The sequence below is a fragment of the Phenylobacterium sp. genome (assembly GCF_016793225.1).
In the GTDB taxonomy this organism is placed as follows: domain Bacteria; phylum Pseudomonadota; class Alphaproteobacteria; order Caulobacterales; family Caulobacteraceae; genus Phenylobacterium.
The window spans coordinates 20,878-46,523 of sequence record NZ_JAEUMN010000156.1 but is presented as its reverse complement, the minus strand read 5'-3'; the positions used below and the strand labels follow the sequence as shown (position 1 = coordinate 46,523).

27 protein-coding genes are annotated in these 25,646 nt (G+C 72.4%); 11 read left to right on the top strand and 16 right to left on the bottom strand.

What is annotated here, in order from left to right; translation table 11 throughout:
• Nucleotides 1–99: 99 nt before the first annotated feature.
• Both JNK30_RS18565 and JNK30_RS18560 read left to right on the top strand, forming a co-directional pair.
• Nucleotides 100–921 carry an enoyl-CoA hydratase gene (locus tag JNK30_RS18565; RefSeq protein WP_293484513.1) on the top strand — a complete coding sequence of 274 codons (822 nt, stop codon included), beginning with the start codon at nucleotides 100–102 and terminating at the stop codon, nucleotides 919–921.
• Between the two features lie 150 nt (nucleotides 922–1,071).
• Entirely contained in the window at nucleotides 1,072–2,010 is a 939-nt protein-coding gene (locus JNK30_RS18560) for a formylglycine-generating enzyme family protein (protein WP_293484511.1), read from the top strand.
• On the opposite strand, the gene JNK30_RS18555 is transcribed toward JNK30_RS18560, so the two are convergent.
• From JNK30_RS18555 to JNK30_RS18545, 3 genes are all read right to left on the bottom strand, one after another.
• A complete protein-coding gene (locus JNK30_RS18555) occupies nucleotides 1,986–2,828 on the bottom strand; it encodes a fumarylacetoacetate hydrolase family protein (RefSeq protein WP_293484510.1) in 843 nt (280 codons plus the stop codon). The genes JNK30_RS18560 and JNK30_RS18555 overlap by 25 nt on opposite strands.
• A gap of 100 nt (nucleotides 2,829–2,928) precedes the next feature.
• Nucleotides 2,929–3,861: a glutaminase gene (locus tag JNK30_RS18550; RefSeq protein WP_293484508.1), complete on the bottom strand. Its 933-nt coding sequence runs from the start codon at nucleotides 3,859–3,861 to the stop codon at nucleotides 2,929–2,931.
• Between the two features lie 42 nt (nucleotides 3,862–3,903).
• Nucleotides 3,904–4,488, bottom strand: a complete 585-nt coding sequence (locus JNK30_RS18545) for an N-acetyltransferase (protein ID WP_293484507.1) — start codon at nucleotides 4,486–4,488, stop codon at nucleotides 3,904–3,906.
• A 133-nt stretch (nucleotides 4,489–4,621) separates the two neighbouring features.
• Between JNK30_RS18545 and JNK30_RS18540 the strand changes: the two genes are divergently transcribed.
• Together JNK30_RS18540 and JNK30_RS18535 are read left to right on the top strand one after the other, a co-directional pair.
• Nucleotides 4,622–7,123, top strand: a complete 2,502-nt coding sequence (locus JNK30_RS18540) for a circularly permuted type 2 ATP-grasp protein (protein ID WP_293484505.1) — start codon at nucleotides 4,622–4,624, stop codon at nucleotides 7,121–7,123.
• Entirely contained in the window at nucleotides 7,120–8,007 is an 888-nt protein-coding gene (locus JNK30_RS18535; RefSeq protein WP_293484504.1) for a transglutaminase family protein, read from the top strand. Before JNK30_RS18540 ends, JNK30_RS18535 begins: the two co-directional genes overlap by 4 nt.
• A 477-nt stretch (nucleotides 8,008–8,484) precedes the next feature.
• Here JNK30_RS18535 and JNK30_RS18530 read toward each other — a convergent pair whose 3' ends face one another.
• The 7 genes from JNK30_RS18530 to JNK30_RS18500 all read right to left on the bottom strand — a co-directional run bounded on the left by JNK30_RS18530 (nucleotide 8,485) and on the right by JNK30_RS18500 (nucleotide 15,480).
• Nucleotides 8,485–9,234, bottom strand: a complete 750-nt coding sequence (locus JNK30_RS18530) for an enoyl-CoA hydratase-related protein (protein WP_293484502.1) — start codon at nucleotides 9,232–9,234, stop codon at nucleotides 8,485–8,487.
• Nucleotides 9,235–9,302: 68 nt separating this feature from the next.
• Entirely contained in the window at nucleotides 9,303–10,778 is a 1,476-nt protein-coding gene (locus JNK30_RS18525; protein ID WP_293484501.1) for a carotenoid oxygenase family protein, read from the bottom strand.
• 29 nt (nucleotides 10,779–10,807) lie between these two features.
• Nucleotides 10,808–11,461 carry a TetR/AcrR family transcriptional regulator gene (locus JNK30_RS18520; RefSeq protein WP_293484500.1) on the bottom strand — a complete coding sequence of 218 codons (654 nt, stop codon included), beginning with the start codon at nucleotides 11,459–11,461 and terminating at the stop codon, nucleotides 10,808–10,810.
• A 34-nt stretch (nucleotides 11,462–11,495) separates the two neighbouring features.
• Entirely contained in the window at nucleotides 11,496–12,956 is a 1,461-nt protein-coding gene (locus tag JNK30_RS18515; protein ID WP_293484498.1) for a bifunctional 3-(3-hydroxy-phenyl)propionate/3-hydroxycinnamic acid hydroxylase, read from the bottom strand.
• Entirely contained in the window at nucleotides 12,953–13,813 is an 861-nt protein-coding gene (locus JNK30_RS18510; protein ID WP_293484497.1) for a fumarylacetoacetate hydrolase family protein, read from the bottom strand. The genes JNK30_RS18515 and JNK30_RS18510 overlap by 4 nt, the downstream gene beginning before the upstream one ends.
• Before the next feature lie 13 nt (nucleotides 13,814–13,826).
• Complete coding sequence (locus JNK30_RS18505) at nucleotides 13,827–14,747, bottom strand: VOC family protein (RefSeq protein ID WP_293484495.1); 921 nt, start codon at nucleotides 14,745–14,747, stop codon at nucleotides 13,827–13,829.
• 82 nt (nucleotides 14,748–14,829) lie between these two features.
• Nucleotides 14,830–15,480 carry a 2-hydroxychromene-2-carboxylate isomerase gene (locus JNK30_RS18500; protein WP_293484493.1) on the bottom strand — a complete coding sequence of 217 codons (651 nt, stop codon included), beginning with the start codon at nucleotides 15,478–15,480 and terminating at the stop codon, nucleotides 14,830–14,832.
• Nucleotides 15,481–15,556: 76 nt separating this feature from the next.
• Between JNK30_RS18500 and JNK30_RS18495 the strand changes: the two genes are divergently transcribed.
• Both JNK30_RS18495 and JNK30_RS18490 read left to right on the top strand, forming a co-directional pair.
• A complete protein-coding gene (locus JNK30_RS18495) occupies nucleotides 15,557–16,216 on the top strand; it encodes a TetR/AcrR family transcriptional regulator (protein WP_293484492.1) in 660 nt (219 codons plus the stop codon).
• A gap of 21 nt (nucleotides 16,217–16,237) precedes the next feature.
• The gene (locus tag JNK30_RS18490) at nucleotides 16,238–17,722 is read left to right on the top strand and encodes an MBL fold metallo-hydrolase (protein WP_293484490.1); all 1,485 of its coding nucleotides are present in this window, start codon (nucleotides 16,238–16,240) and stop codon (nucleotides 17,720–17,722) included.
• An 18-nt stretch (nucleotides 17,723–17,740) separates the two neighbouring features.
• Here the strand turns inward: JNK30_RS18490 and JNK30_RS18485 are convergent, their stop codons facing one another.
• Entirely contained in the window at nucleotides 17,741–17,992 is a 252-nt protein-coding gene (locus tag JNK30_RS18485) for a hypothetical protein (protein ID WP_293484489.1), read from the bottom strand.
• A gap of 259 nt (nucleotides 17,993–18,251) precedes the next feature.
• Between JNK30_RS18485 and JNK30_RS18480 the strand changes: the two genes are divergently transcribed.
• The gene (locus tag JNK30_RS18480) at nucleotides 18,252–18,653 is read left to right on the top strand and encodes a helix-turn-helix transcriptional regulator (protein ID WP_293484488.1); all 402 of its coding nucleotides are present in this window, start codon (nucleotides 18,252–18,254) and stop codon (nucleotides 18,651–18,653) included.
• A 78-nt stretch (nucleotides 18,654–18,731) separates the two neighbouring features.
• Here the strand turns inward: JNK30_RS18480 and JNK30_RS18475 are convergent, their stop codons facing one another.
• Entirely contained in the window at nucleotides 18,732–19,370 is a 639-nt protein-coding gene (locus tag JNK30_RS18475) for a TlpA disulfide reductase family protein (protein ID WP_293484486.1), read from the bottom strand.
• Between JNK30_RS18475 and argH the strand changes: the two genes are divergently transcribed.
• From argH to lysA, 3 genes are read left to right on the top strand one after another with little or no spacing between them, the layout of a single operon-like run.
• Nucleotides 19,371–20,792: an argininosuccinate lyase gene (argH, locus tag JNK30_RS18470; RefSeq protein ID WP_293484484.1), complete on the top strand. Its 1,422-nt coding sequence runs from the start codon at nucleotides 19,371–19,373 to the stop codon at nucleotides 20,790–20,792.
• Nucleotides 20,789–21,088: a hypothetical protein gene (locus JNK30_RS18465; RefSeq protein WP_293484482.1), complete on the top strand. Its 300-nt coding sequence runs from the start codon at nucleotides 20,789–20,791 to the stop codon at nucleotides 21,086–21,088. Before argH ends, JNK30_RS18465 begins: the two co-directional genes overlap by 4 nt.
• Entirely contained in the window at nucleotides 21,085–22,368 is a 1,284-nt protein-coding gene (gene lysA, locus JNK30_RS18460) for a diaminopimelate decarboxylase (RefSeq protein ID WP_293484480.1), read from the top strand. Before JNK30_RS18465 ends, lysA begins: the two co-directional genes overlap by 4 nt.
• Nucleotides 22,369–22,386: 18 nt before the next feature.
• On the opposite strand, the gene JNK30_RS18455 is transcribed toward lysA, so the two are convergent.
• Nucleotides 22,387–22,872: a GNAT family N-acetyltransferase gene (locus tag JNK30_RS18455; RefSeq protein WP_293484478.1), complete on the bottom strand. Its 486-nt coding sequence runs from the start codon at nucleotides 22,870–22,872 to the stop codon at nucleotides 22,387–22,389.
• Entirely contained in the window at nucleotides 22,847–23,410 is a 564-nt protein-coding gene (locus JNK30_RS18450; protein WP_293484476.1) for an XRE family transcriptional regulator, read from the bottom strand. Before JNK30_RS18450 ends, JNK30_RS18455 begins: the two co-directional genes overlap by 26 nt.
• A 135-nt stretch (nucleotides 23,411–23,545) precedes the next feature.
• Between JNK30_RS18450 and JNK30_RS18445 the strand changes: the two genes are divergently transcribed.
• Entirely contained in the window at nucleotides 23,546–24,217 is a 672-nt protein-coding gene (locus JNK30_RS18445; RefSeq protein WP_293484474.1) for a PEPxxWA-CTERM sorting domain-containing protein, read from the top strand.
• Here JNK30_RS18445 and JNK30_RS18440 read toward each other — a convergent pair.
• Complete coding sequence (locus tag JNK30_RS18440; protein ID WP_293484472.1) at nucleotides 24,214–24,735, bottom strand: phosphoribosyltransferase; 522 nt, start codon at nucleotides 24,733–24,735, stop codon at nucleotides 24,214–24,216. The genes JNK30_RS18445 and JNK30_RS18440 overlap by 4 nt on opposite strands.
• The gene (locus JNK30_RS18435; protein ID WP_293484470.1) at nucleotides 24,728–25,603 is read right to left on the bottom strand and encodes a DUF3426 domain-containing protein; all 876 of its coding nucleotides are present in this window, start codon (nucleotides 25,601–25,603) and stop codon (nucleotides 24,728–24,730) included. The genes JNK30_RS18440 and JNK30_RS18435 overlap by 8 nt, the downstream gene beginning before the upstream one ends.
• Nucleotides 25,604–25,646 lie beyond the last annotated feature (43 nt).

Below are 25,646 nucleotides of genomic sequence, written 5' to 3'. Positions count from 1 at the left end.
CCGCCGCCACGGCGGTCAAGGTCGATCGCGCGCGGACGTCTTCCAGACCGGACGTTCAAAGGCGTAGTGTCGCGCCCAACGAACGGAGGGAGACCCACCATGGCCGCGATCGACACCGGCACGAACGACCTCTTGGCCGACCTCGACGGCGGCGTGCTCACCATCACGCTGAACCGTCCCGAGGCGCGCAACGCCATGAGCGACGACATGAACCAGGCCCTGGCGCGCACGCTCGCCGACGCGGAGTTCAATCCCGACGTGAAGGTCCTGGTGCTGACCGGCGCCGGCAAGGGTTTCTGCGCCGGCGGCGACGTGAAGGGCATGAACAGCCGCAACGAAGGCGGGGGCACCGGCCAGGGCATCGACTACGCCATCCACCGCCAGCGGGTGAACCAGCGGGCCACCGCCGGCAAGCTCTTCAAGATGCCGAAACCCACCCTCGCCGCCCTGCCCGGCGCCGCGGCGGGCGCGGGCCTGGGCCTGGCTCTCGCCTGCGACCTGCGGATCATGGCCTCGACCGCGATCATGACCACCGCCTTCGCCAAGGTGGGCTTCTCCGGGGACTACGGCGGCACGTACTTCCTCACGCAGCTCGTGGGCTCCGCGAAGGCGCGCGAGATGTACTTCCTGTCCGACCGCGTCGACGCGCAGGAGGCGCTGCGCCTGGGCCTCACGAACTGGGTCGTCGAGCCCGACGCGCTGCAGGCGAAGACCAAGGAGATCGCCGCGCGCCTCGCGAACGGCCCCACCATCGCCTACCGCTACATGAAGGAGAACCTGAACCGCGCCATGGCGGGCGACGTCGACGACTGCCTCGACCTCGAGGCCACGCACCACGTCCACTGCGGCCAGACCGCGGACCACAAGGAAGCCGCCCGCGCGTTCGTCGAGAAGCGCGAGCCGGTGTTCGTCGGGCGCTGAGCCCTGGCGCGCTGCGAGGTCCTCGCCGCGGTCGCGGCGCTGGCCGTTCTGGCTGGTTGCCGCGAGGCGCCGCAGGCGACCGCTGGCGCGCCCCGGCGACCGTGCCTGGCCGAACGCGCGGCGCCTGAGGCCGCGCCGTCCACGGCCGGCATGGTGCTGATCGAGGGCGGCGCCTTCCTGCAGGGCGCCAAGCCCGCCCGTCGCGAGGAGGGCCCGCCGCGCCGCACCACGGTGGGCAGCTTCTGGATCGACCGCACCGAGGTGACCAACGACGATTTCGCCCGGTTCGTGGCGGCGACCGGCTACGTCACCCTGGCCGAGCGGCCGCTCGACCCCAGGGCCTATCCGGGACTGTCGGGAGACCAGCTCAAGCCGTCGGCGATCGTCTTCGTGGGCGCCGAGAACATCGACGCCGGTCCTGGCGGCTGGTGGCGGGTCGTCCAGGGCGCGGACTGGCGCCATCCGCATGGGCCCGGCAGCTCGATCGAGGGCAAGGGCGCCTGGCCGGTCGTGCAGATCGCCTACGACGACGCCCTCGCCTACGCGCGCTGGCTGGGCCGCGACCTGCCCACCGAGGCCGAATGGGAGTACGCGGCGAGGGGCGGCCTCGACGACGCGGCCTACACCTGGGGCGATGCACCCATCGACGCCCGGGCGCCGCAGGCCAACACCTGGCAGGGCCCCTTCCCCGCCGTGGACGCCGGCGGCGACGGCTACAAGGCGCAGGCCGCGCCGGTGGGCTGCTTCCCCGCCAACGGCTACGGCCTGCGCGACATGGCCGGCAACGTCTGGGAATGGACCCGGGACTGGTACGCGCCGAACCTGGATCCGTCGGAGACCCGCGATCCCGTCGGTCCCCCGGCCCGGACGGCCTTCGCGCCCGGCGAGGAGCGGCGGCGCGTGATCAAGGGCGGCTCGTACCTCTGCGCCGACAACTTCTGCTTCCGATACCGTCCGTCGGCGCGGGAGGCGGGGCCCACGGACACCGGCTCCGACCACGTCGGCTTCCGCACGGTGCTGCGCGTCGCCGACGCGGCGGGCGGCGGGCGCGCAGGCGCCGCGGGTCAGAGCGGCTCGACGATGCGCTGACGCTGCAGGCCGAGGCCGTCGATTCCCGCCTCGACGACGTCGCCGGCCCGCAGGAAGCGGGGCGGCCGCTTCCCGAGGCCGACGCCGGGCGGGGTGCCGGTGAGAAGAACGTCGCCGGGCGCGAGGCTCATGAAGCGGCTCACGTAGCTGATCAGGGCGGGGATTCCGTGGACCATCTGGTCGGTCGAGGAGTCCTGCATCCGCTCGCCGTTCACGGCCAGGTGGATCGGAAGGACGTGCGGGTTGGGGATTTCATCGCAGGTCACCAGCCAGGGCCCGAGCGGCGCGAACCCGTCGCACCCCTTCCCCTTGTCCCAGGTCCCGGTCCCCTCGAGCTGCCACTGGCGCTCGGAATAGTCGTTGGCGACGCAGTAGCCGGCCACGTGCGCGAGCGCCTCGGCCTCGCTGACGTGGGCGCAGCGCCGGCCGATCACCACGCCCAGCTCGACCTCCCAGTCCGTCTTCACCGAACCCCTCGGCAGCGGCAGGTCGTCGTTGGGCCCGGTGGGCGCGCAGGCCTTCATGAAGATCACCGGCTCGTCCGGGACCTTGGCCCCGGTCTCCGCGGCGTGGTCGGCGTAGTTCAAGCCGATGCAGACGATCTTGCCGACGGCGCCCACGCAGGGCCCGAGCCGCGTGCCGGGGTCCACGGTGGGGAACTTGGCGATGACGAGGTCGCGGACGCGGCCCGCGGCGACGCCGGTGAGCGCCGGGCCCGACCAGTCCTCGATCTCGCTCGAGAGGTCGCGCCAGACGCCCCAGTCGTCGATCGCGCCAGGCTTTTCCCGTCCCGGGTCGCCGAACCGGATCAGCTTCATGGCTGCGAATCTCCCCTAGCGGCTACGGCGGCCTCGTACTCGCAGGCCGCCGTGGCCGGAAAGTCCGGGCTGGCACGGAGGTTGGGCGGTCGTTTAGCCGCTAGAATATCGACCAGCCCGTCCGCTGGACCAGCTTCTCCAGCGCCAGCGTTCCCACCTGCGAGTTGCCGACCGCGTTCAGGCCCGGCGACCACACCGCCACGGCCGCGCGGCCGGGCACGATGGTCAGGATCCCGCCGCCCACGCCGCTCTTGCCCGGCAGCCCGACCTCGAAGGCGAACTCGCCCGACGCGTCGTAGTGGCCGCAGGTGAGCATGATGGCGTTGATGCGCCGCGCATGCTCGGTCGAGACGATGCGCTCGCCGGTGATGGGGTCGACGCCGCCGTTGGCGAGGAACAGGCCGGCGCGCGCGAGCTGCTGACAGGTGATCCGCAGGGCGCACTGGTTGAAGTAGGTGACGAGCGCGTCCTCCACCGGCGCCTTCAGGTTCTCGAACCCGCGCATGAAGTAGGCGAGGCTGAAGTTCCGGAAGCCGGTCGCGGCCTCCTGGGTCGCCACCTCCTTGTCCACGTCGATGGTGTCGTTGGCGGCGAGCTTGCGCAGGAAGTCGCGGATCTCGCCGATGGCTTCGTCCGGCCTGCGGCCGGCGAGCACCGCGTCGGTCACCACGATCGCGCCCGCATTGATGAAGGGATTGCGCGGCACTCCCCTTTCGGCCTCGAGCTGCACGATGGAGTTGAACCGCGATCCCGACGGCTCGCGGCCCACCCGCGTCCAGAGCTCGTCGCCCAGCTTCTCCAGGGCCAGCGCCAGGGTGAAGACCTTGGAGATGCTCTGGATCGAGAAGGGCATCCAGGAGTCGCCCGTCTCGGCGACCTGGCCGTCGCAGGTGATGATCGCCATGCCGAACCGCCGCGGGTCGACCCGCGCGAGAGGGGGGATGTAGTCGGCCACGAGGCCCTCCCCGCGGTGCGGCTGGATCTCGCGCGCCACGTCGGCCACGATCTCGTCGAGGTTCAGGCTCCCACCCATGGGACGACGGTATGCGCCGTGCGGAGTCGCAGCAAGGCAGCGTCAGCGCGGCCGGCGCACCATCGGATAGACGCCCGGGAAGTCGCCGGGCGCCACGTGCCCCAGAACCTCGAAGCCATGGCGTTCGTAGAGCGGCACGTTCTTGGGATTGGAGCTCTCGAGGTAGGCCATGACACCGTCCTCGTCGCAGCGCCGCAGCGACGCCTCCAGGATCGCGGAGCCGTAGCCGCGGCCCTGCCGCGCGGGATCCACGCCGATCATGGCCAGGTACCAGTGCGGCTCGTGCGGATGATACGCGGCCATGGCCTCGCCCACCTCGCCCAGCACCGGCAGCTTCGCCTCGCGCGCCAGCTCGCCGATGACCGCGAGCATCGCGTCGCGATCCGACTCCACGCCCGGGGGCAGCCACAGGGCCGCCGCGGCGCCGTCCTCCGCGATCCAGGCGGAACCCAGCTCCAGCGCCGCGCCGCCCATGCCCGTGGCGAAGCGGCGGAAGCCCTGGAACAGCGCCTCCGGCGTGTCGAGGACGTAGCGCAGGCAGGGGTCGGTCGCGAACGCCAGCATCAGGGTGTTCAGGACGGCCTCGCCCTCGGACGCGTCCGCCACCCGAACCTCACGGTGCAACATCTGAGTTCCCCGACCGCCGCCTGTCCGGCTGGACCGCTGCAATTGAGCAGGCAACCGGGCCGCCGCCAAGGCCGCTTGCGCGGGCGCGCCTTGTGCTACGGTCAGAGCCGGGGATGGGGACCGGGGCGAGTCGGTGGCTGACGACACCTCCACGGCGGATCGGCGGCGCGGGCGCGAACGGCTCGACGCCTGGCTCGCCGGCTATCGCCCGCTTCCCGGCGCCCCGGACGAGCTCATCGGCGCGGACGGCAAGCCGCGCGACCACTGGATGGGCTTCCTGTCCGAGTTCGCGGGCTACGCCTCGGACTCCGACGGCCGCTTCGGGATGGCGGCGCGGCACATCCGCGACTCCGGCGCGTCCTACCGCATCTACGGCGAGGAGACCGAGCGGAGCTGGCCCCTGGACCCGCTGCCGCTGATCCTGGGCCAGGCCGAGTGGGACCAGATCGCCGAGGGCGTGATGCAGCGCGCGAACCTCATGGAGGCCGTGCTGCAGGACCTCTATGGCGAGGCCCGGCTGGTCAGCGACGGGGTGCTGCCCGCGGCCGTGGTCACGGGAAGCCCGGACTTCCTGCGCGCGATGCGGGGCGCGCGGCCGCCGGGCGGCCGCTACCTGCAGGTCTACGCCGCCGACCTGGGACGCGGCCCCGACGGCCGCTGGTGGGTGCTGGAGGATCGCGCCCAGGCGCCGTCGGGCGCGGGCTACGCCCTGGAGAACCGGCTCGTCGTGAGCCGCGCCTACCCGAACCTCTACACGTCGCTGAACGTGCACCGGCTCGCGCCCTTCTTCGACGCCCTTCGGCGCGGACTGGCGGCCAGCGCCGAGCGCGAGGATCCGCGGATCTGCCTGCTCACCCCAGGCCCGTTCAGCCAGACCTACTTCGAGCAGGCCCACCTCGCGCGCTACCTGGGCTTCCTCCTGGTGGAGGGCGACGACCTGGTCGCGCGCGACGGCAAGGTCTGGGTGCGGACCATCGCCGGGCTGAAGCGCGCCGACGTCATCCTGCGCCGCGTGGACAGCGACTTCCTGGACCCGCTCGAGCTGAACGCCGCGTCGCGCCTGGGCGTGCCCGGCATGCTGGAAGCGATCCGCGCCGGCGGCGTCACGGTGCTCAACATGCCGGGTTCGGGCCTGGTGGAGTCGCGCGCCCTGATGGGCTTCTCGGCCTCGCTCGCCCACCGGCTGCTGGGCGAGGAGCTGAAGCTGCCGAACGTCGCCACGTGGTGGTGCGGGCAGCCCCAGGAGCAGGCTTTGGTCGAGGCCGAGCTGGAGCATATGGCGATCGCGCCCGCGTTCCCGGGCTATGGCGGCTTCCTCTCGGGGCCGCGCCTCGTGGCCGACCTGACGGCCGAGGAGAAGAGCGAGCTGCGGGCCCGCCTGCGGGACCGTCCGGGCGACTTCGTCGGGCAGGAGGTCGCCCAGCTCTCCACCATGCCGGTGCTGCGCAACGGCCGCCTGGAGCCCGCGCCGTTCGTCCTGCGCGTCTTCTGCGCCGCCACGCCCGAGGGCCTGCGCGTGATGCCCGGCGGTTTCTGCCGCACGTCCGAGGGCGCCGACGTCCGGGCGATCTTCATGGGCGAGGGCGCGCGCACCACCGACGTCTGGGTCGTCGACGACAAGCCCGTCGAGCGGATGACGCTGATCCAGGCCGGCGACGACGTCCGCGTCCGGCGCATCCTGGGCCATCTGCCCAGCCGCGCGGCCGACAACCTGTTCTGGCTGGGCCGCTATCTCGAGCGCACGGAAGCGACGGTGCGCATGGTCCGGGCGCTCTGCTCCAGCGTGATGGACTCCGAGTCGTCGCTGCACGGCCGGGGCCAGACCTTCGCCGCGCTGCGCGACATCCTGGCCGACTGGGGCGCCCTCAGCGCCGGCGCCGGCGTCGCGCTGGACGCCGCCCGCCGCGCCCTGCACGACCAGGCCGCCTGGGGCTCGGTGATCAACCTGGTGCGCTCGGCGAAGCGCACGGCGTCCGGAATGCGCGAGCGCCTGTCGGCCGATTTCTGGGGCCTGCTGGTCGATCTGGAGGCCGACCTCGCCGGCGGCGGCGGCTCCATCACCAACGAAGCCCAGGCGCTGGAGCAGGTGGAGAACGCGCTGCGCCACCTCGCGGGCCTGTCGGGTCTTGCGCAGGAGAACATGAACCGCGTGGCGGGCTGGCGCTTCCTCGACATGGGGCGGCGGATCGAACGCGCCACCAACACCTGCCAGTTCGTCCGCACCCTCGCGCACGATGACGCCTCGATCGACGACCTGGACCTGCTTCTGGACCTGAACGACAGCCAGATCACCTACCGCGCCCGCTACATCATCGGCCTCGCGCTCAATCCCGTCCGCGACCTGGTGATGCTGGACCCTTTCAACACCCGGTCCGTCGCCTTCCAGGTGGCCGCGCTGAAGGAGCACATCGCGGTCCTTCCCACCCTGCGGGAGGACGGGATACCCGAGCCCCCGTCGCGGATACTCCTGCCGCTCGCGGCCGAGCTCGAGACCGAGGACGCGCATGCCCTCTCCGGCGCAAACGTCAGGCGCTACGAGGAGACGCTGATGAGCCTCTCCAACGCCATCGCCGACCGCTTCTTCCTGCAGGGCGCCAACGCGGTGCCTACGGTCAAGCTGGTGGGGCTCGCGTGAACTACAAGCTGCGCCACCGGACGACCTACAGCTACGAGGACGAGGTGAGCTTCGCCCGCTGCGTCCTGCGGCTGACTCCGCGTTCGTCGCCGACCCAGACCGTGCTGGACTCCAGCGTCACCGTCACGCCCGCGCCGTCGCGCGAGCTCGACCGCATCGGCCCCTTCGGCGCGCGCATGCTGACGGTCACCGTCGACACGCCGCACAAGGCCCTGGTGATCGAGGCGAACTCGCGCATCGAGGTGCACGTGCCGCCGCCGGGGGATCCGCAGGCGAGCCCGCCCTGGGAGACCGTCCGCGCGACGGCGCTCGCCACGACCGACCTGAACGCCGAGGGTCCGGCGGCGTATCTCTTCCCGACGAGCCGCACCCCGATCGTGCCCGAGATCACCGAGTACGCGCGCGCGAGCTTCCCGCCGGGCCGCCCGATCGTCGCGGCGATCGACGAGCTCAACCGCCGGATCCACGCGGAATTCCGCTACGACCCCGGCGCCACCGAGGTCTCGACGCCCGTCGCCCAGGCGTTCGCCGCGCGCCATGGCGTCTGCCAGGACTTCGCCCAGATCATGATCTGCGGCCTGCGCGGCCTGGGCCTCCCCGCGGCCTATGTGTCGGGCTACCTGCGCACCATCCCGCCGCCGGGCCAGCCGCGGCTGGAAGGCGCCGACGCGACCCATGCCTGGGTCGCCGTCTGGTGCGGGGCGGACCTGGGCTGGGTGGGCGTCGACCCCACCAACGCCATCCTGGCCGGCAACGACCACCTCGTCCTCGCCGTCGGCCGCGACTACGCCGACGTCGCCCCGATCGACGGGGTGATCCTGGCCTCCGGCGCCCAGACGCTGAAGGTCGAGGTCGACGTGATCCCGGAAGACGCCCTGCCCTGACCACCGCCAACCCGCGGTTCCTGCGCGGGATCCATCCGTGAGCCGGACGCCTCGCGGACGGCCGTCGCTGCGGATCGCGCCGTGGTCCTCCCCTTGCAGGAAAGGGGGCCCTGCGTCAGCAGGGTGGAGGGGTCGCCGGCGCCGTGGATCAGCCCGCTCCACCATGCTCCGCATGGTCCCCCTCCCCTTGCAGGGGAGGACCGGGGCCAGCTCGCAGTGGCCGCTCGCCCTCTCCACCGCCCGCTCTTCGGCGGGCGGTCCCCCTCTCCCGCTTTGCGGGAGAGGAAGGTGCGGCGGGGCGCGGCGCCCGGCGACCGAAGGACCGTCCTCCCCCGCAGGGGGAGGGGGACCGCCGAAGGCGGTGGAGGGGGGCTAAGCTCGGCGCTCAACACCCCTCCACCATGCTGCGCATGGTCCCTCTCCCCTTGCAGGGGAGGACCGGGGCCAGCCCTCAGTGGCCGCTCGCCCTCTCCACCGCTATGCGGGAGAGGAAGAGCCTCGCCGGACGATCATCAGCATCTGGTTCCGCTCCTCCGCCTCGAGCGCGGCGGTGAAGCTGGGCTGCTCCAGGGAGGCGTCGAAGGAGCGCTTGCTGACCCGCAGGGCGTCGGGCGCGGCCTTCAGCATGTCGCGCGCCAGCGACAGGCCGTGCTCGTCCAGGCCCTCCTCCGGCGTCACCGCCGAGACGAGCCCCGAGGACAGCGCGTCGGCGGCGCGGATGGGCCGGTTGGTGAGCAGCGTCTCCCGCGCCTTCGACAGCCCGATGGTGCGCTGGAGCCGCCAGCTGACGCCGAGCTCGGTGCCCGACAGGCCGATGGCGACGAAGGCGGGCACGAAGGCCGCGCTCTCGCTCGCGACGATGACGTCGCAGGTCAGCGCGATCGCCATCCCGCCGCCGGCGGCCGCCCCGCGGACGGTGGCGATCAGCGGCTGCGGGCACGCCCGCATCGCGACGAGCAGGTCGCGCAGCACCCAGTCGCCCCGCGGCCCGTCCTGCAGGGCGTCCGGCTGCCCCATCGCCTTGAGGTCAGCCCCGGCGCTGAAGGCGCGGCCCGCGCCGCGGAGGATTACCACGCGGACGTCCCGGTTGCGGCGCAGCCCTTCGAAATGGGCGAGCAGCGCGTCGGTGAGCGGCTGGTTCAGCGCGTTCAGCCGGTCCGGCCGGTTCAGGGTCACGCGCTGCAGGCCCTCGCCCAGGTCCTCGACCGCCAGGATATCGTCCGCCATGTCGCCGCTCCGATGGTTGCGGCGTGACCATGTCGCTCCGGCGGGCGCGCCGCAACGGCGCCGCGACGTCAGCCGGCGGGCGCCGGGCGGGAGGCCAGGCGCTCGCCGCCGGCCCAGCAGGCGTGCGTCCCGGACGAGATCCGATGCGGCAGGAGGATCCGGCAGACGGGGCCCGCCTCGATGTCCTTCGCATCGACCACCACGCACTCCGAGCGGTTCTCGGCCATGTCGGTGATGAAGCTCACGAGGTAGCCGTCGTCCTCGGCGGTCCCGCCGACGCGCGGCGCGAAGGGAGCCTCCGAGCCGTAGCGCCCCTCGCCGAAGGCCAGGCTCCAGGACCGGCCGGTGTCCAGGTCGTGCTTGACGATCCCGGTGAACAGGAACCAGCCCGGCTTGGCGGTGGTGGAGTAGACGTAGCGGTTCTTCACGCCCGCCACCCTCTGGTCGAAGGTCCCGAACTCCAGGATGCGGTCGTCGAGCGGCCCCTCCTTCGTCTCGCCCGTGCGCAGGTTGAAGCGCCAGCGGTAGAGCTTCGGCTTCATGGAGTGCTCGTCGAGGTAGGCCATCATCTGGCCCATCCGCCCGAAGCCCGGCAGCGGCGGCGGGGCCGGATCCTCCTGGAAGTAGCCGTCCAGGATCACCTCGTCGCCTTCCTCCCAGGCGTTCAGCCAGTGCAGGACGTAGCAGGGCCTGGCCTCGAACCAGCGGATCTCGTCGGGCTGGCCGTACCTCGGGATCAGCGCGAAGCGGCTGGGCATGTCCGGGTGGAACCGGGCCGCGTGGATGCCCCGCGGCAGCAGGTCCTCCTGCCAGAACAGCGGCAGGTCGTTCAGGATCGACCAGTTCTTCGTGAACGCCATGTCGTGCGGCAGGCGCGGTCCCGGCAGCGGGATCGGCACATAGTGCTTCAGCCGGTTGTCCGGCCCCACCACGCCGTAGTGCATGAAGGGCGCGGTCTTGGCGTAGTTGAAGAACAGGAGTTCGCCCGTGGCCTCGTCCACCTTCGGATGGGCCGAGATGCCGTCGGCCGGGACCCAGCCCTCGACGCCGAGGGTCTCGAGCGTGGCGGGGTCCAGCCGGTAGCCCTCTCCGCACTGGTAGAAGGTCGAAAGCACCTGGCCGGCGTGCACCACAACGTCGGTGGACGACGAGTCCTTGAGGCCGCCCTGTGCGCCCCAGCCCGGCCGGAGCGACTTGGACGGATGTTCGGCCAGGCCGGCCCAGAGGGCCTCGCCCGCCTCGGCCTCGGCGAGGAAGCCCTTCGTCCGCACGAAGCGGTTCCGGTAGACGGCCCTGCCGTCCCGGAAGCTCATCGCATGGATCATCCCGTCGCCGTCGAACGGGTGGTAGAGGCCGATCGGCTCGTGGACCGGGTTCTCGGTGTTGCGCAGGTAGACGCCGTCGAGGTCCCTGGGGATCTCGCCGATCACCGTCAGGTCCGCCCCGTCCCATTCTTCGAACGTCGGGCTCCAGGCGCCGGTCATGTACGGATGGTCCGTGTCGGGCCGGATGGTCGAAGGGACACGGTTCACGAGCGTGGGCATGTGCGGCCTCCTGGCGCCACAGTAGCAGGCTAGCCCCCGGCCGCAGCCCCCCCGCGCACGATCTCGTCCGCCGCCTGGGCAGCGATGGCCTCGGCCTCGCCCGCCGGGACCCCCAGGCCGCGCAGGACGAGCGCGCAGAGCTGCTGGGCGAGGCTGACGGCCAGGGCCGGCGACGGCTCGCGGGAGGTGCGGGCAAGCCCCGCCTGCGACGCGCCCATCACGAACAGCATCGCCGATTCCAGCGTCGCGATGGCGAGGCGGCCGGCGGCGAGGCCCGCCGTGAGGTCATCGGCCAGGCCCTGGTTCACCGGCGCGCTGAGGTTGGTCTCGCCGGTCGAGACGCGCACCAGCACGCGCGTGCGCTGGGGCTCGTCCAGGGCATAGCGCTGGTAGACGCAGAGCGCCCGGGCGATCCGCCGGGCCGGATCCTCCACGCCGGCGTTCACGCGGCCCACGGCAACTTCCAGCTGCTCGCGGATCTCGGTCATGACCGCCTTCACCAGCGCTTCGCGGTCGGCGAAGTGGTTGTAGAAGCTGCCCTTGGCGACGTCGGCCGCCCGCACGATGTCGTCGATGGCGACGGCGTCTATCGGCCGCTCGGCGAACAGCTTCCGGCCCGCGCCGATCAGGGCGTCACGCGTGCGCTGGGCGCGGACGGTCAGGACGGCGGGTTGGGGACTCATGCTGCGCCCAGGGTGACGGGCCACGCCGGCGGGCTCAAGCCAGCGCGGGAGCGGCGACCCTGGCGCGCCAGTCCTGAAGCAGGCGTCCGGGGTCCCCCGCGCCGAACACATAGCGGTCGGGCCGCACCAGCACCGCCGAGGCGCCGTGCCGGTCGAGCCACGCGGAGAGGCCCTCGCGGTGCGCCGGCGCCAGCCGGTCGAGCCCGACCGAGACCACGCCCGCCGCCGCGGGCGGCTCGGTCCGCGCGATCAGCCAGGGACCGCTTCCCAGTTCGTCGTCGAGACCCCGTCCCTCGCTCCAGGTCTGGATGAAGAGCGCTCCGGCCGCGGGATCGTCGGCCCGCAGGCAGCCCGCCCCCAGGGACGGCGTGAACATCGGCACGGGCGGTCGGGTCGCGGCCAGCATCGCCGCATCCCGGGCCGCCGCCTCGGCGCGGTCCAGGGTGCAGACGGTGCGGCCCATCTGGATGGCCAGCTCCACGTAGCCCCGCACGTGCGGCTCACGCTCGGTCTGGTAGGTGTCGAGCAGGGCGTCGTCCGCCCCGCCCAGGACGGCCGCCAGCTTCCACGCCAGGTTCGCCGCGTCGCGCAGGCCCGAGCACATGCCCTGTCCCGCGAAGGGCGGCATCTGGTGCGCGGCGTCGCCGGCCAGCAGGACGCGGCCGGACCGCCAAGTCTTCGCCACCAGGCCGTGGAACCGGTAGACGGCCCGCCGCTCCAGCTCGATGTCGCCCACGTCCCAGGCTTCGATCAGCGGACGGATGAAGTCGTCGCTCACCACCGCCGCAGGGTCCTCGCCGGGGAGCAGCATGAATTCCCAGCGGTGCCGCCCGGGGCCCATCAGGACGCAGGTCGTGGGCCGGGCCGGGTCGCAGATCTGCAGGTTCACCTCGGGCGTGCGCGCGCCCTCGCCCACCTTGACGTCCACCACCAGCCACGGCTCGTCGAACCCGTAGTCGAACAGCTCGCCGCCCACGCCGGCCCTAACGGCGCTGGAGGCGCCGTCGCAGCCGACGAGCCAGCGCGCATGGACGGTCTCGACGCCCTGCGGGCCTTCCAGCGCCGCCTCCACGCCGTCGCCGTCCGCCTTGAAGCCCGCCAGCTTCCAGCCGGTGCGCGCCTCCACCGACGGCAGCGTCGCGAGCCGGTCCCGCAGCGCGAGCTCCACGCCCGGCTGGTGGAACATGTAGCTGGCGCGCCAGCCCGACGGCGTCGCGCTGGCCGTGGAGTCGAACCGCATGAGCAGCTGCCCGTCGGCCGCGCGGAACTCGTAGGCCGGGGCCGGCCGGGCGTGCCGGGCCACCGCCTCGGCCACGCCGAGCTGCTGGAACAGCCGCATGATCTCGTGATCGAAGTGCGCGGCGCGCGGCAGCGGATAAACCTCGGTGTCCTTCTCGATCACCAGGGTCTTCACGCCCAGGTCGCCCAGCAGCGCGGCCAGGGTGGCGCCGGTGGGGCCCATCCCGACGATCAGGACGTCGACGGACCGGCTCATGACGCGGCCGCCTGCGCGCAGGGGTTCTCGATCGCGCCCAGGCCCTCGATCTCGATCCGCACCCGGTCGCCGTCCTTCAGGAAGCGCGGCGGCTTCATGGCCGCGCCGATCCCGCCCGGCGTGCCGGTGAAGATCAGGTCGCCGGCTTCCAGGGTCATGGCGTGGGACAGGTGGGCGACCTGGTCCCAGACGTCGAAGACCAGATGGCGCGTATTGGAGTCCTGGCGCACCTCGCCATTGACCAGCGCCCGGATCGCCAGGGCGTGCGGGTCGGGAACTTCGTCGGCGGTGGTGATCCAGGGGCCGAAGGGAGCATGGGTGTCGAACGACTTGCCCAGGGTCCACTGCGGCGTGCGGTGCTGCCAGGCCCGCTCGGTCGCGTCGTTGCCGACGCAGTAGCCGAAGACGGCGGCCGGGGCGGCCTCGCGGGTCAGCCGCCGGCCGCCGGCGCCGATGACCGCGACCAGCTCGGCCTCGTAATCGACGAGGCCGCCGGGCAGGATCTCGATGGGGGCGTAGGGCCCGTTCGCCGAGGTCGCGGCCTTGGCGAACCAGACCTGGTGTTCGGGCTTCGCCATCCCGGACTCCTCGATGTGGTCGGCGTAGTTCAGGCCGATGGCGAAGATCTTGCCGGGGCGGGGGATCGGCGCGAGCAGGCGCACGTCCGAGAGCGCCAGCGTCTCGGCGGCCGCGTCCGCGATCGCCCGGACGTCCCGCTCGGCGGCCGGCCACCGGGCGATCAGGTCGATCATCGTCGTGGCGAGCCGGGGCGCGGCGCGCGAGATCGAGGCGACGCGGTCGCCCAGGACGACGCCCAGTTCGGGCGCGCCGCCCGCGGTGAAGGTGGCGAGTTTCATCTTGGTGCTTCCCCTATCGGCCCAGGGTCGCCGGCGGCGGCGGGCCCCACTGCACCGCCAGCAGGTCCTGCAGCGTCGCGGTGTTGGACCCGTCGGCCGCGGTGAACAGGTCGCCGTCGGTCCAGTGCTCGAGCGTGTGGCCCCACGGGTCGCGCCAGTAGTCGAAGACCTGGCTGCCCAGGACGTGCCGGCCGACGCCCCACTCCGGATGGCGGCCCGCGGCCTTCAGGCGGTCGTGCCCGGCCATCAGGTCGTCGAGGTCGGCGACCTCGTAGGCGGCGTGGTTGAACCCCGGCCCCGCCGGGCTCTGCAGGAGGAACAGCGTGTGGTGGTCGGTGGGCAGCTCGCCGCGGTCGCAGCGCAGGAAGGCGCCCAGGGCGAACTCGGGCGTCACCTGGATCTCGTCCGAGGTGATGAAGCCGAAGCGCGACTTGTACCAGGCCTCCGAGGCGCGGAAGTCCGAGACGTTCAGGACGCAGTGGCCCAGGCGGACGACGTGGGCGGCGCCGGCGCCCGTGCGCTTCACCGCCCGTTGCCGCGGCCGCCCGGCCGCGGAGTTCCACGGGGGCCGGCTGGGCAGGTCCAGTTCCGCGACGGGGCCCTGCCCGGCCACGACCTCGACCGCGTGGCCGTCCGGATCCGTGAGCCGCACCACGCGCCCGCCGCCGGGGCCGTCCAGGGCCTCGACCGCGGCGCCTTCGGCGGCGGCGAGGGCTTCCAGGTCGGCCAGGCTCGACGCACGGAAGCCGACCGCGGCGAAGCCCGCGTCCCCGGGCTCGGTCACATGCAGGAAGGGCGCGGGCCCCGTCCCGCGGCCGTACAGCCGGCCGTCGCGCATCTCGGCCGCGATGCCGAAGTCGGCCAGGAACGCCGCCATCTCGGCGAGGTCCGGCGCCCGGAAGCGCACATAGGCGATGTCTTCGACCCGGATCATGAGCGCGCCTCCACATTGACCATTTGGTCATGTAGAAAGCCCCTCCGGCGGCCAGCTGTCAACGGCTAAGTTGACGAAATGGTCATTTCTCTTTCAGGCCTTGCTGGCGCATGCGCCACAGCAGGGTCTCGATGCGGTCCTGCCCGAAGAAGGGCTCGTCCTGGAACACGAAGGTGGGGACCCCCCAGTGGCCCACGCTTTCCAGCCGGTCGTGACTGGCCTGGATCGCCGCCTCCAGGCGCTCGCCCTCCGCCGCGACGGTGCGGTCCAGGTCCGCGAGGTCCAGGCCCGCCCGCGCGGCGGCCTCGGCCAGATGGTCGCCCTTGTCCCAGCCGTCCACCTCGCCGCTCCAGATCAGGCGGCTCACCTCGCAGATGAACGGCAGGCCCTGGCCGCGCTCCACCGCCGCCTGCCCCAGGTGCGTGAGCCGGCGGATGTAGGGCTGGTCCTTCGGGATCTCCCGGGTCGCCATGTTCATCACGATGGGATCGGGCCGGGGCGGGCCGAACGTCATGCCCAGCATCTGGGCCGTCCGGAAGCAGTCGCGCACCACGTACATCGGCCAGCGGGGGTCCTGCCGATCGAAGAAGCCGTCGACGCGCACGGCCAGGGGGTACACCGGCCGGATCGACAGTTCGACGTCGTAGGTCCGCGCGATCTCGGCCAGCCGCGGCGTGGCGAGGTAGGAGTAGGGGCTGCGGAACGACCAGAAGACTTCGACCTCGAGCGTCATCGAACAGCGCCCCCCACTTGCGTTTCTGACTGTCTAGTTCAATAGTGACGAACCAGTCAAGAAACGCAGGTCGTCCTTGAGCGCCGTCCCGAAGCCCGACCGCCGCCGCGCGCGGACACGCGCCGCGCTCCTGCGGGCGGGCCACGAGCTGTTCGCCGTGCGCGCGGTGGAAGCGGTCTCGATCGACGACATCGTGGCCGCCGCGGACGTCGCCAAGGGCAGCTTCTACAACCACTTCCCAGACAAGGAGGCGCTGGCGCGGGCTGTCGCCGACGAGGTGCGCCAGGGCGTGGAAGGGCTGGCTTCGCGCGTGGCCGCCGAGGCCGCCGACCCCGCCGAGCGCATCGCCCGCGCCCTGTGCGGCTTCGTCCGGCAGGCGCTGGAGGACCCGTCGGCGGTGCGGGTCGGCCTGCAGCTCTTCCGCGGGGCCCATATCCCGGACTTCCCCAGCAACGCCGGCGTCCGCGCCGATGTCCGCGCCGGGCTCGCCTCGGGCCTGTTCGGCGGCGTCGGCGCCGAGGCCGCCGTGCTGATGGCGGTGGGCGTGGTGCAGATCGCCGTGGCGCGGGTGCTGGAGCCGGAGGGCGGCGAACCCGCGGAGCGGCGGCGCGCCGCCGCGCTCTCCCGCGACCTCGCCGCCGGCCTGCTGCGCGGCCTGGGCCTCGATCCGGCGCAGGCCAGAGCCGTCGCCGCCCGCGCGGCCGCCGACATCCTCGGCCCCGGCGCCGCCGGCTGAGTCTCAGAAGGAACCTCGCCCATGCCCATAACCCGGATCGTCGTCACGGCCTACGGGCTGCTGTTCGCCGCCCTCGGCGTCGGCCTGTGGATCGCGCCCGAGCCGCTGGCCGCGCGCCTGGCCATCGCGCCCATAGGTATTCCGGGGCTCTCGGCGATCAGGGGCGACCTGGGCGGCATGTTCGTGGTCCTCTCGGCCCTCTGCCTGGTCGGCGTCTGGAGCCGTCGCCGGAGCCTGCTGGTGGTGGCGGCCCTGGCGCTGTGCGCGGTCGTCACGGGTCGCCTGATCAGCCTCGCGGCGACCGGCAGCCCGGCGGGCCTCGCCCTCGCGCTGCCCGTGGAGGTCGGCGCGATCGTCGCCCTGGCCCTGCACGCGCGCAGCATGGGCCGCCCCGCCGATCCGGCGCCGAAGACCCTGCGCGCGGTGCTGGTCCTGTTCCTCCTCGTGGCCGTCCTCGTCGCGGCCGGGGCCGCGGCGCTGCGCGCGCCGCAGGTCCAGGACCGGCTCTTCGCCTGGGCCGCCCAGACGCTGGTGGCCCAGGACAACGCCGCGCTGCTGGGCGACGACGCGCTGCGGGTCGCCCTCTGCGGCACCTCCTCGCCGCTGCCCAGCAACCGCCGCGCCAAGGCGTGCGTGGCGGTGATGGCCGGCGGGAAGATGTACATCGTGGACTCCGGTCCTGAATCCACCGAGCGGCTGATGCAGTGGGGCGTGCCGCTGGACCGGGTCGCCGGCGTCTTCCTGACGCACTTCCACTCCGACCACATCGGCGACCTGCCCGAGCTGAACCTGCAGACGTGGGTCGCGGGACGGCCCGGGCCGCTGGCGGTCTACGGTGGCCCCGGCGTGGAGCAGGTGGTCGCGGGCTTCAACACGGCCCTCGCCCAGGACCAGGCCTACCGCACCGCTCACCACACCGCCCGCATGCTGCCGCCCCAGACGGCGCCGATGCAGGCGCGACCGGTCGCCATGACCGGGCCCCAGCCTCACCGTGCGGTCGTCTACGACGACGGCGCCATGCGGATCACGGCGATCGAGACCAACCATGCGCCGGTCTCGCCGGCCTACGCCTACCGGTTCGACTACCGGGGCCGCTCCGTGGTGATCACCGGCGACACGACGGCCGACCCGCGCCTCGTGGAGGCCGCGCGGGGCGCCGACATCCTGTTCTCGGAGGCGCTGAACCGCGACATGGTCCGGGCGCTCGAAGGCGTGGCGCGCAGGAACGGCCGCGACCGCGTGGCCCACATCATGGCCGACATCCAGAGCTACCACATCTCGCCCGAGGAGGCGGCGGACACGGCCAACCGCGCCGGCGTGAAGCTGCTGGTGCTGTACCACCTGATCCCCGCGCCGGATAACTTCGTCCTGCGCGGGATCTTCACCCGCCGCATGAACGAGGCCCGCAAGGGGGACTGGCGCCTGTCGGACGACGGAAGCCTCTACACCCTGCCCGTGGGATCGAAGGCCTACGAGGCCGGGCGGGTGCCCCACCTCGCGCTCTGAGCGGCCGGAGCCGGGGGCTCAGGCGTGATGCGGGCGCAGCGCGTGCGCCACGTGGAAGCTCCCCGAATGGCTCAGCACGATCCAGTCGCCGGCGTGGGCGACCACGGGCCCGTCGGGGGTGCGCACCTGGACGGCGGCGGCTTCGGCGACCGCCTGGGCGTCCTCTCCGAGCCACTGCCAGAGCACGGCCCAGTTCTTCCGATCGTGCGCCGGGGGAACCCGAAGCGCCGCTCCGTGGTCGAACGGTTGATGCAACTGGATGACGCGCATGGCCTCGAGAATCACAACGCTCCTGGGCCCGCAGTTCCGCGGTGCTTCGGTTACCAAGACCTTGACCGAAGGCTGTGGGTCGCAAGGCCGCGGTCTGTGACCCACAGGTTGAACGGGAATCCCCTGACGGCTGAAAAAGCTTTGCAGTTCCGGCACAAACGACCTTTAGTCGCAACTTGGGCTTGCGGTGTCGGACGGGGACACCGCTTCAGGGAGGGTTGAAGGTATGGCGGAGGTGTCTACCAAGGCGCCGGATCCGATGGACATCGCGCTCGGGGCCGCGGTGCGTATTCGTCGGCGGACGATCGGGATGTCGCAGGAGGCTCTGGCAGAGCAATGCGGCGTCAGCTTCCAGCAGATCCAGAAATACGAGAACGGCGCGAACCGCATCTCGTTCTCGCGCCTGGTGCAGATCTCGCGCGCGCTCCGCTGCCGCGTGACCGACCTGATGGACGTCTTCGACGGCGCCGACAAGGAAACCGCCGAGGATCTCGACCTGCTTACCCGCATGCGCACGCCTGGCGCGCTGGAGCTGCTCTCGGCCTACGAGAAGCTGGCCCCGGAAATCCGGGCGTCGCTGGTCAACCTGGTGCGGGCGCTCACGGTGCAGCAGGCGGCGCTCGCAGCCGCCGCCGCAGGCAAGCAGGCCCAGCCGGCCTGACGCCGAGCGCCTCGGCGCAACGGCCACACTTGAAGCCGAGGGGACGGCGGGCGGACGCGCCCGCCGCGCCTTTGCGCGTCAGCTCGCCGCCAGGACCTTGTCGATGAGCGCGCGCGGCTCGGCCGCCGACCAGTCCGCGTCGCCGGCCACCCGCGCGGCCTCGGCGCCGTCCTTGCCGTAGATGATCGTGGTCGGGAAGCCGGGCACGTTCGCCTTGAACGGAAGCTTCGCCGGGCCGTCATGGTAGAAGGCCAGCGGGGCGTTCTGCGCGATGAAGAGCTTCGCCTTCGCGGCCGCCTCGGGCGTGTCGATCGACACCACCACCACCTCGACCGGCTTGCCCTCGTAGGCCTTGGCCAGCTTCGCCAGCGTGGGCATCTCGACCTTGCAGGGCCCGCACCAGGTGGCCCAGATGTTCAGCACCACCACCTTGCCCTTGAAGTCGGCGATCTTCACCGGCTTCCCGGCCGCGTCGTTGAAGGCGTAGTCGGGCGCTGGGGTCGGTGATTCCGGCGTCGACACCTTGCTCGCGAACGACGCCTCGCCGGGCTTTCCGACCGTGGCGGACGCGCCGGCTGACGGCGCGCTCGGCGCCGTCTTGGTGGAAGCCTGAGCGATGATGTAGACAACCGCCGCAACGCCCGCGAGGGCGACGATCCATAGGGCCCAGGTCAGGAGCCCACCCTTGGGCTTCGAACCGGCTGGACTCTCGCTCATATGACCTCGTCTTCAAAAGGCCCGCCCGAGCGCCCCGCCCCCGAAGGGCAGGCCATGTGGGGCGGACGGTTCTCCGATAAGCCGGCCGAGCTGATGCAGGCGATCAACGTCTCCATCGGCTTCGACAAGCGTCTGGCGGCCCAGGACCTGGCCGGGTCCCGCGCGCACGCCGCGATGTTGCGCAAGGCGGGCGTGATTACAAGCGAGGACGAGGCCGCGATCCAGGGCGGCCTCGACGCCATCGCCGCCGAGATCGAGGCCGGGGACTTCCCCTTCCGGGAGGAGTTCGAGGACATCCACATGAACGTGGAGGCGCGGCTTCGGGAGCTGATCGGACCGGCGGCCGGGCGGCTGCACACCGCGCGGTCCCGCAACGACCAGGTGGCGCTCGACTTCCGCATGTGGGTTCGCGACGCCTGCGACCGCACCATCGGCCAGCTCCGGGCGCTGCAGACGGCCCTGCTCTCCAAGGCCGAGGCGCACGCCGACACCCTGATGCCCGGCTTCACCCACCTGCAGCCGGCCCAGCCCGTGACCTTCGGCCACCACCTCATGGCCTATGTGGAGATGTTCGGCCGCGACGCGGGCCGCTTCGCCGATGCGCGGGCGCGGATGAACGAGTGCCCGCTGGGCGCCGCGGCGCTCGCCGGTTCGCCCTTCCCCATCGACCGGGAGATGACGGCCCGCGCGCTGGGCTTCGACCGTCCCACGGCCAACTCGCTCGACAGCGTCTCGGACCGCGACTTCGCCCTCGAGGCGCTGGCTGCTGCGTCGCTCTGCGGCGTCCACCTGTCCCGCCTGGCCGAGGAGATCGTGGTCTGGACGACCCCGCAGTTCGGCTTCATCCGGCTGTCGGACGCCTTCACCACCGGCTCGTCGATCATGCCGCAGAAGAAGAACCCCGACGCCGCCGAGCTGGTGCGCGCCAAGGTGGGGCGGCTGCTCGGCTCGTTCACCCAGCTCACCGTGGTGATGAAGGGTCTCCCGCTCGCGTATTCGAAGGACATGCAGGAGGACAAGGTCCCCACCTTCGAGGCCTTCGACGCCCTGGAGCTGAGCCTGCGGGCGATGGCCGGCATGGTGGCCGACCTGGAGCCCGTGGCGCCGCGCATGGCGCAGGCCGCCGGCGCGGGGTTCTCCACCGCCACCGACCTGGCCGACTGGCTGGTGCGCACCCTCGACATGCCGTTCCGCGACGCCCACCACGTCACCGGCGCGGCCGTGAAGCGCGCCGAACAGCTGGGGTGCGACCTCGCGGACCTGCCGCTGGCCGAGCTGCAGGCGCTCTCCCAGGGCATCGGCCCCGACGTCTACGGCGTGCTCACGCCCCAGGCATCCGCGGCCAGCCGGAAGAGTTATGGTGGGACTGCGCCGGACCAGGTCCGGGCGCAGATCAAGCGTTGGAAGGAAGCCTTGGCATGACCCGCGTATTGGCGCTGACGATCCTCCTGGCGGCCGGCCTCGCCGGCTGCGGCAAGGTAGGCCAGCTGGAGCGGCCGGGGCCCCTCTTCGGCTCGGAGCGAAACACCACGGCCGACGCCGACAACCGGCAGCGGCAGCAGGACCCCAGCCGGCCGGTCGACACCGTCGACCCGCGCGACCGCGACACCGACCCGGCGCCGCCGCGGACGCTTCCGATCCCGGGCACCAACCCGAGCCCCGGCGACGTCGCGCCGCCCACCGCCCTGCCCGATCCCTACGCCAACCCCCGCAGATGAACCACTTCGAGCTCGCCACGAGCGGCCCCGCGGCGGGCGAGCTCGCCTGTGAAGACGTTCCCCTCTCGCGCATCGCCGAAGAGGTGGGCACGCCGGTCTATGTCTACTCGTCCGCCACGCTGGAACGGCACTTCACCGTGCTGCGCGACGCCCTGGTCGACGCCGGGCTGAAGGACCCGCTGATCGCCTTCGCCGTGAAGGCCAACTCCAACGTGGCGGTCCTGCGGACGCTCGCCCGGCTGGGCGCCGGCGCCGACGTCGTGTCCGAGGGGGAGATCCGCCGCGCCCTGGCGGCCGGCGTTCCGCCGGAGCGCATCGTCTTCTCGGGCGTCGGCAAGACCGAGCCGGAGATCGCCTTCGCCATCGAGACCGGCGTGGCCGAGATCAACCTGGAGTCCGAGCCCGAGCTCCACCTGGTGAACCAAGTGGCCCAGCGCCTCGGCCGCCGGGTGCCGGTGGCCATCCGGGTCAATCCCGACGTCTCCGCCGGCGGTCACGCGAAGATCTCGACCGGCAAGGCGGAGAACAAGTTCGGCGTCAGCTTCTCCGAGGCCGAGCGGCTCTACGCCAACGCGTCCAACATGGCCGGCGTCCGGCCCGTCGGGGTCGCGTGCCACATCGGCAGCCAGATCACCGACCTCGCGCCGATGGAAGCCGCGTTCGCCAAGATGCGGGGCCTCGTCGAGCGCATCCGCGCCGAGGGCCTTCACCTCGAGCGCCTCGACCTGGGCGGCGGCCTCGGGGTCCCGTACTTCAACCAGCCCGAACCGCCCTCCCCGGCCGCCTATGCGCAGATGATCGCCCGCGCCACCCAGGGGCTGGACGTCCAGTTCGCCTTCGAACCCGGGCGCATGATCGCCGCCAACGCCGGGGTGCTGCTGGCGCGCGTGACCCATGTGCACGAGCGCCCAGAGGGCCGCCGCTTCCTGGTGCTGGACGCGGCCATGAACGACCTGCTGCGGCCGGCCATGTACGACGCCTTCCATGACATCCGGCCCGTGAAGCCGCGCCCGGGCGACACCCTCGCGTACGACGTCGTCGGGCCGGTCTGCGAGACCGGCGACACCTTCACCCGCGACCGCATGCTGGCGCCGCTCGAAGCGGGCGACCTGGTGGCCTTCATGACCGCCGGGGCCTACGGCGCGGCCATGGCCAGCGAGTACAACTCCCGCCTGCTGGCGCCCGAGGTGCTGGTCCGAGGAGACCGCTACGCCGTGGTGCGGCCCCGCCCGACCTACGAGGACATGCTGGACCGCGAGCGTATGGCCCCCTGGCTCTGAGGCCGCAGGCCTGGCCGGTCAGAGGTCCAGGTGCATGAACTGGTTGAACGCGCTGGGCGCATAGCCGCCGAAGGCGTCCCCGCTCACGAAGCCGCGTCGCCGATAGAGCGCCAGCGCCGGCTCGAACGACGGCCCGCTGCCGGTCTCCAGGCTCAGCCGCCGATATCCCCGCGCCCGGGCCTCGGCGATGATCCGCTCCAGGATCGCCGCGCCGGCGCCCTGCCGCAGGTGATCGGGGTGCGTGCGCATCGACTTCACCTCTCCCGTCCCGTCGCCCAGGGCCCTCAGCGCCCCGATCGCCGCGATCGCCTCGCCACGCCACGCGCTCCACACCGTGACGTCCGGGCTGGCCAGGCCGGAGTCGTCGAGGGCGAAGCAGTGGCCCGGCGGGGAGTTGGCGCTCATCCCCGCCAGATGCAGGGCGACGAGGTCGCGGGTCGGCTGGCCCGACAGGTCGTCCAGGCGGACGTTCAGGACTTCAGCGACGGGCGAGGGCGACGACATAGGAACAGGGCCTTTCCGACCGGTTGGCGATGACGACGGGGCCCGGCGGGCCGAAGCCCAGGCAATCGCCCGGACCGAGGGTGTGGCGCTCGCCGCCCTCGTCGATGGAGAGCTCGCCCGCCGTCACCCAGACGGCCTGGCGGATCATGGCGTAGGACGACGCGGGGAACTCCACGCGCCGGCCCGCGGGCAGTTCGACGGCGACGAGCTCGAGCGGGTGGTCGGGACGGCTGAAGACCTGCCGGCGGACGTAGCCCGTTTCAGGGTCCCGCCACGATGGCTGCTCCGCGGCGCGGCTGAGCCGGCCGCCGCCCTCGGCGCGGAGCAGAAGCCCGGCCAGGGTCAGGTCGAACGCCGCGGCGATCCGGACGAGGACGACCGCGGTCGGGCTCACCTCTTCGCGCTCGATCTTGCTGATGGCGGCCTTGGAGACCCCCGAGCGGTCGGCGAGGTCCGCCAGGGACCACCCCCGCGCGTCCCGCTCCATCCGGACCCGACGGGCGAGCCGGCCCTGCGCATCGTCCACCAAAGTATCCATGTGTCTACGATACAGGACGACGCAGGCGCCTGCAAACCGCGTTTCCGGCGACGTGCAGATCCTCGCCTGCTGGGAGAGTCCGGTGGCCTTTCCCAGCACGCCTGCGACGTTGGCCGTTCAAACGGGGAGATCGACGTGTCCACCAAGCTGCTTGCCGCCACCGCCGCCATCGCCCTCCTGGCCGGCGCCACCTCCGCGAATGCGGTCACGGTGAACTGGACCGATTGGACGGCCCAAACGTCGTCGACGCACGTCGACGGCGTGATCACGGTCGGCAGCGACGTCATCGACGTCGACTACGATGGGGCCATCTGGTTCACCCAGACGGCCGGCGGGACCGACTTCTGGGTGGACAACGGGTACACGCAAGGGGTCGTGAACCGGCCCAGCGGCTCCGACGTCATCGCCCTGAACGCCCGTGGGCAGAAGACGATCACCTTCAGCCAGGCCGTGGTGAACCCCTACCTCGCCTTCACGAGCTGGAACGGCAACAACGTTACTTTCAGCTCGCCGTTCACCGTCGTCAGCCAGGGGTGCGGCTTCTGGGGCTGCGGCACGTTCAGCGTCAACGGCACGAACACCGGCTTCTTCGGCTCGGGAGAGGTGCACGGGGTGCTGCAGTTCCAGGGCACGTTCACCTCGCTCAGCTTCACCGACACCAGTGAGAACTGGCACGGCTTCACCGTGGGCGTCGGCGGCGTGGCGGGCGGCGTGCCCGAGCCCGGGACCTGGGCGCTCATGATCCTGGGCTTCGGCGGGGCCGGCGCCGCGCTGCGCAGCCGCCGGCGGGTGGCGGCGACCGCCTAGTCCATCGCGCCGACGTAGGGCAGGCCGCGCATCTGGCCGGCCACGTCCATGCCGTAGCCGACCAGGAAACGGCCCGGCGCCTCCCAGGCGACGTAGTCGGGCTCGATCGCGCGCGGGGTCGGCCAGGGCTTGCGGGCGAACACCGCCGTCAGCACCTCGCTGGCGCCGGAATCGCGCACGAGCCGGGCCGCCTCGGACAACGACAGCCCCGTGTCGAACACGTCGTCCACCACGAGGGCCTTGCGGCCGGCGATCGGGCGCTGCAGGTCGGCGCGCACTTCGCACCGGCCCGACGACTGGCGTTCGTCCTTGTAGGACGCCAGCCACATCGCATCGAACCGGACCAGCCGCCCCGCGCGGGCCAGCGCCCGGGTGAGGTCGGAGGCGAACCAGAGTCCGCCGGTCAGCAGGCAGACCACCACCGTCTCGTCGTCGATCCGCGGCGCGATCTCCTGCGCCAGCGCCTCGACGCGGGCCAGGACCTCGGTCTCGGAGATCAGGATGGTGGGCTCAGTCATGATGCTCCGCGTCGGGCTTGGGGGCCGGCGGCTGCAGGGCGTCCGGGCTGCCGGGCGGCAGCGGCTGGGCCTCGACCGGCGTCGCCGCGGCCGGCGGGGCGTGCTCGACCGGAGCCGACTGCGTCGCCCCGGCAGGAACCGTCCGGCCGGCGCCCGGATCGAAGGCGATCTCCAGCTCGTGGGCTCCGGCCGGCGGGTCCGGCAGGTTGACGGCGAAGTAGCGCTTCGCCCCGGGCGGCACCTTGGCGTTGAGGGGCTCGGCCACCAGGCTCGCCAGCGGCTCCCCCGCCTTGTCGAGCAGGCTGATCCGGATCGGCGGCGCCAGGGTCGGCGACTCCGCGGTCGAGCGGATGGCGCCCGTCACCGCCAGCACCGGACGACCGGCGACGAACGTCTCCTTCGCCACCACGCCTTCGATGCCCAGTCCCAGCGTGTTCACGGGCAGTCCGATCGCCGCGAAGATCGGCGCCGTGCCGGGGATCATGCCGGCGACCTGCCCGCGCAGCAGCACCAGCGCGCCGCCGGCCACGATCAGGGCGGTCAGCACGCCCGCGGCGATCAGGGCGGCGGTGGGACGCTTCCTGGGCGCCGGCGGCGGCCTGCGGGCCCGCGTCTTGGCGGGGGCCGCCACGACCTCGATGTCGTCATCGGTCGCGGCGGGTTCGGAGGACGACGCCGGCTGGGACTCGGACCCGCGCGCCGGCTCCGCCGCCGGGGCGGGCGCCGCCGCCGGCTCCGTCTCCTCGGTCTCGGGGAAGGCCCGCCAGCGCGCGGCGCAGCTGGTGCACTTCACGACCCGGCCTTCCCGCGGGATCTTGAGATCGTCCACGAAATAGCTGGTGGCGCACTCTGGACAGGTCAGTATCATTGGGCCGAATCGGACGCTCCAGCACCCTCCCGACCGAGGTCGC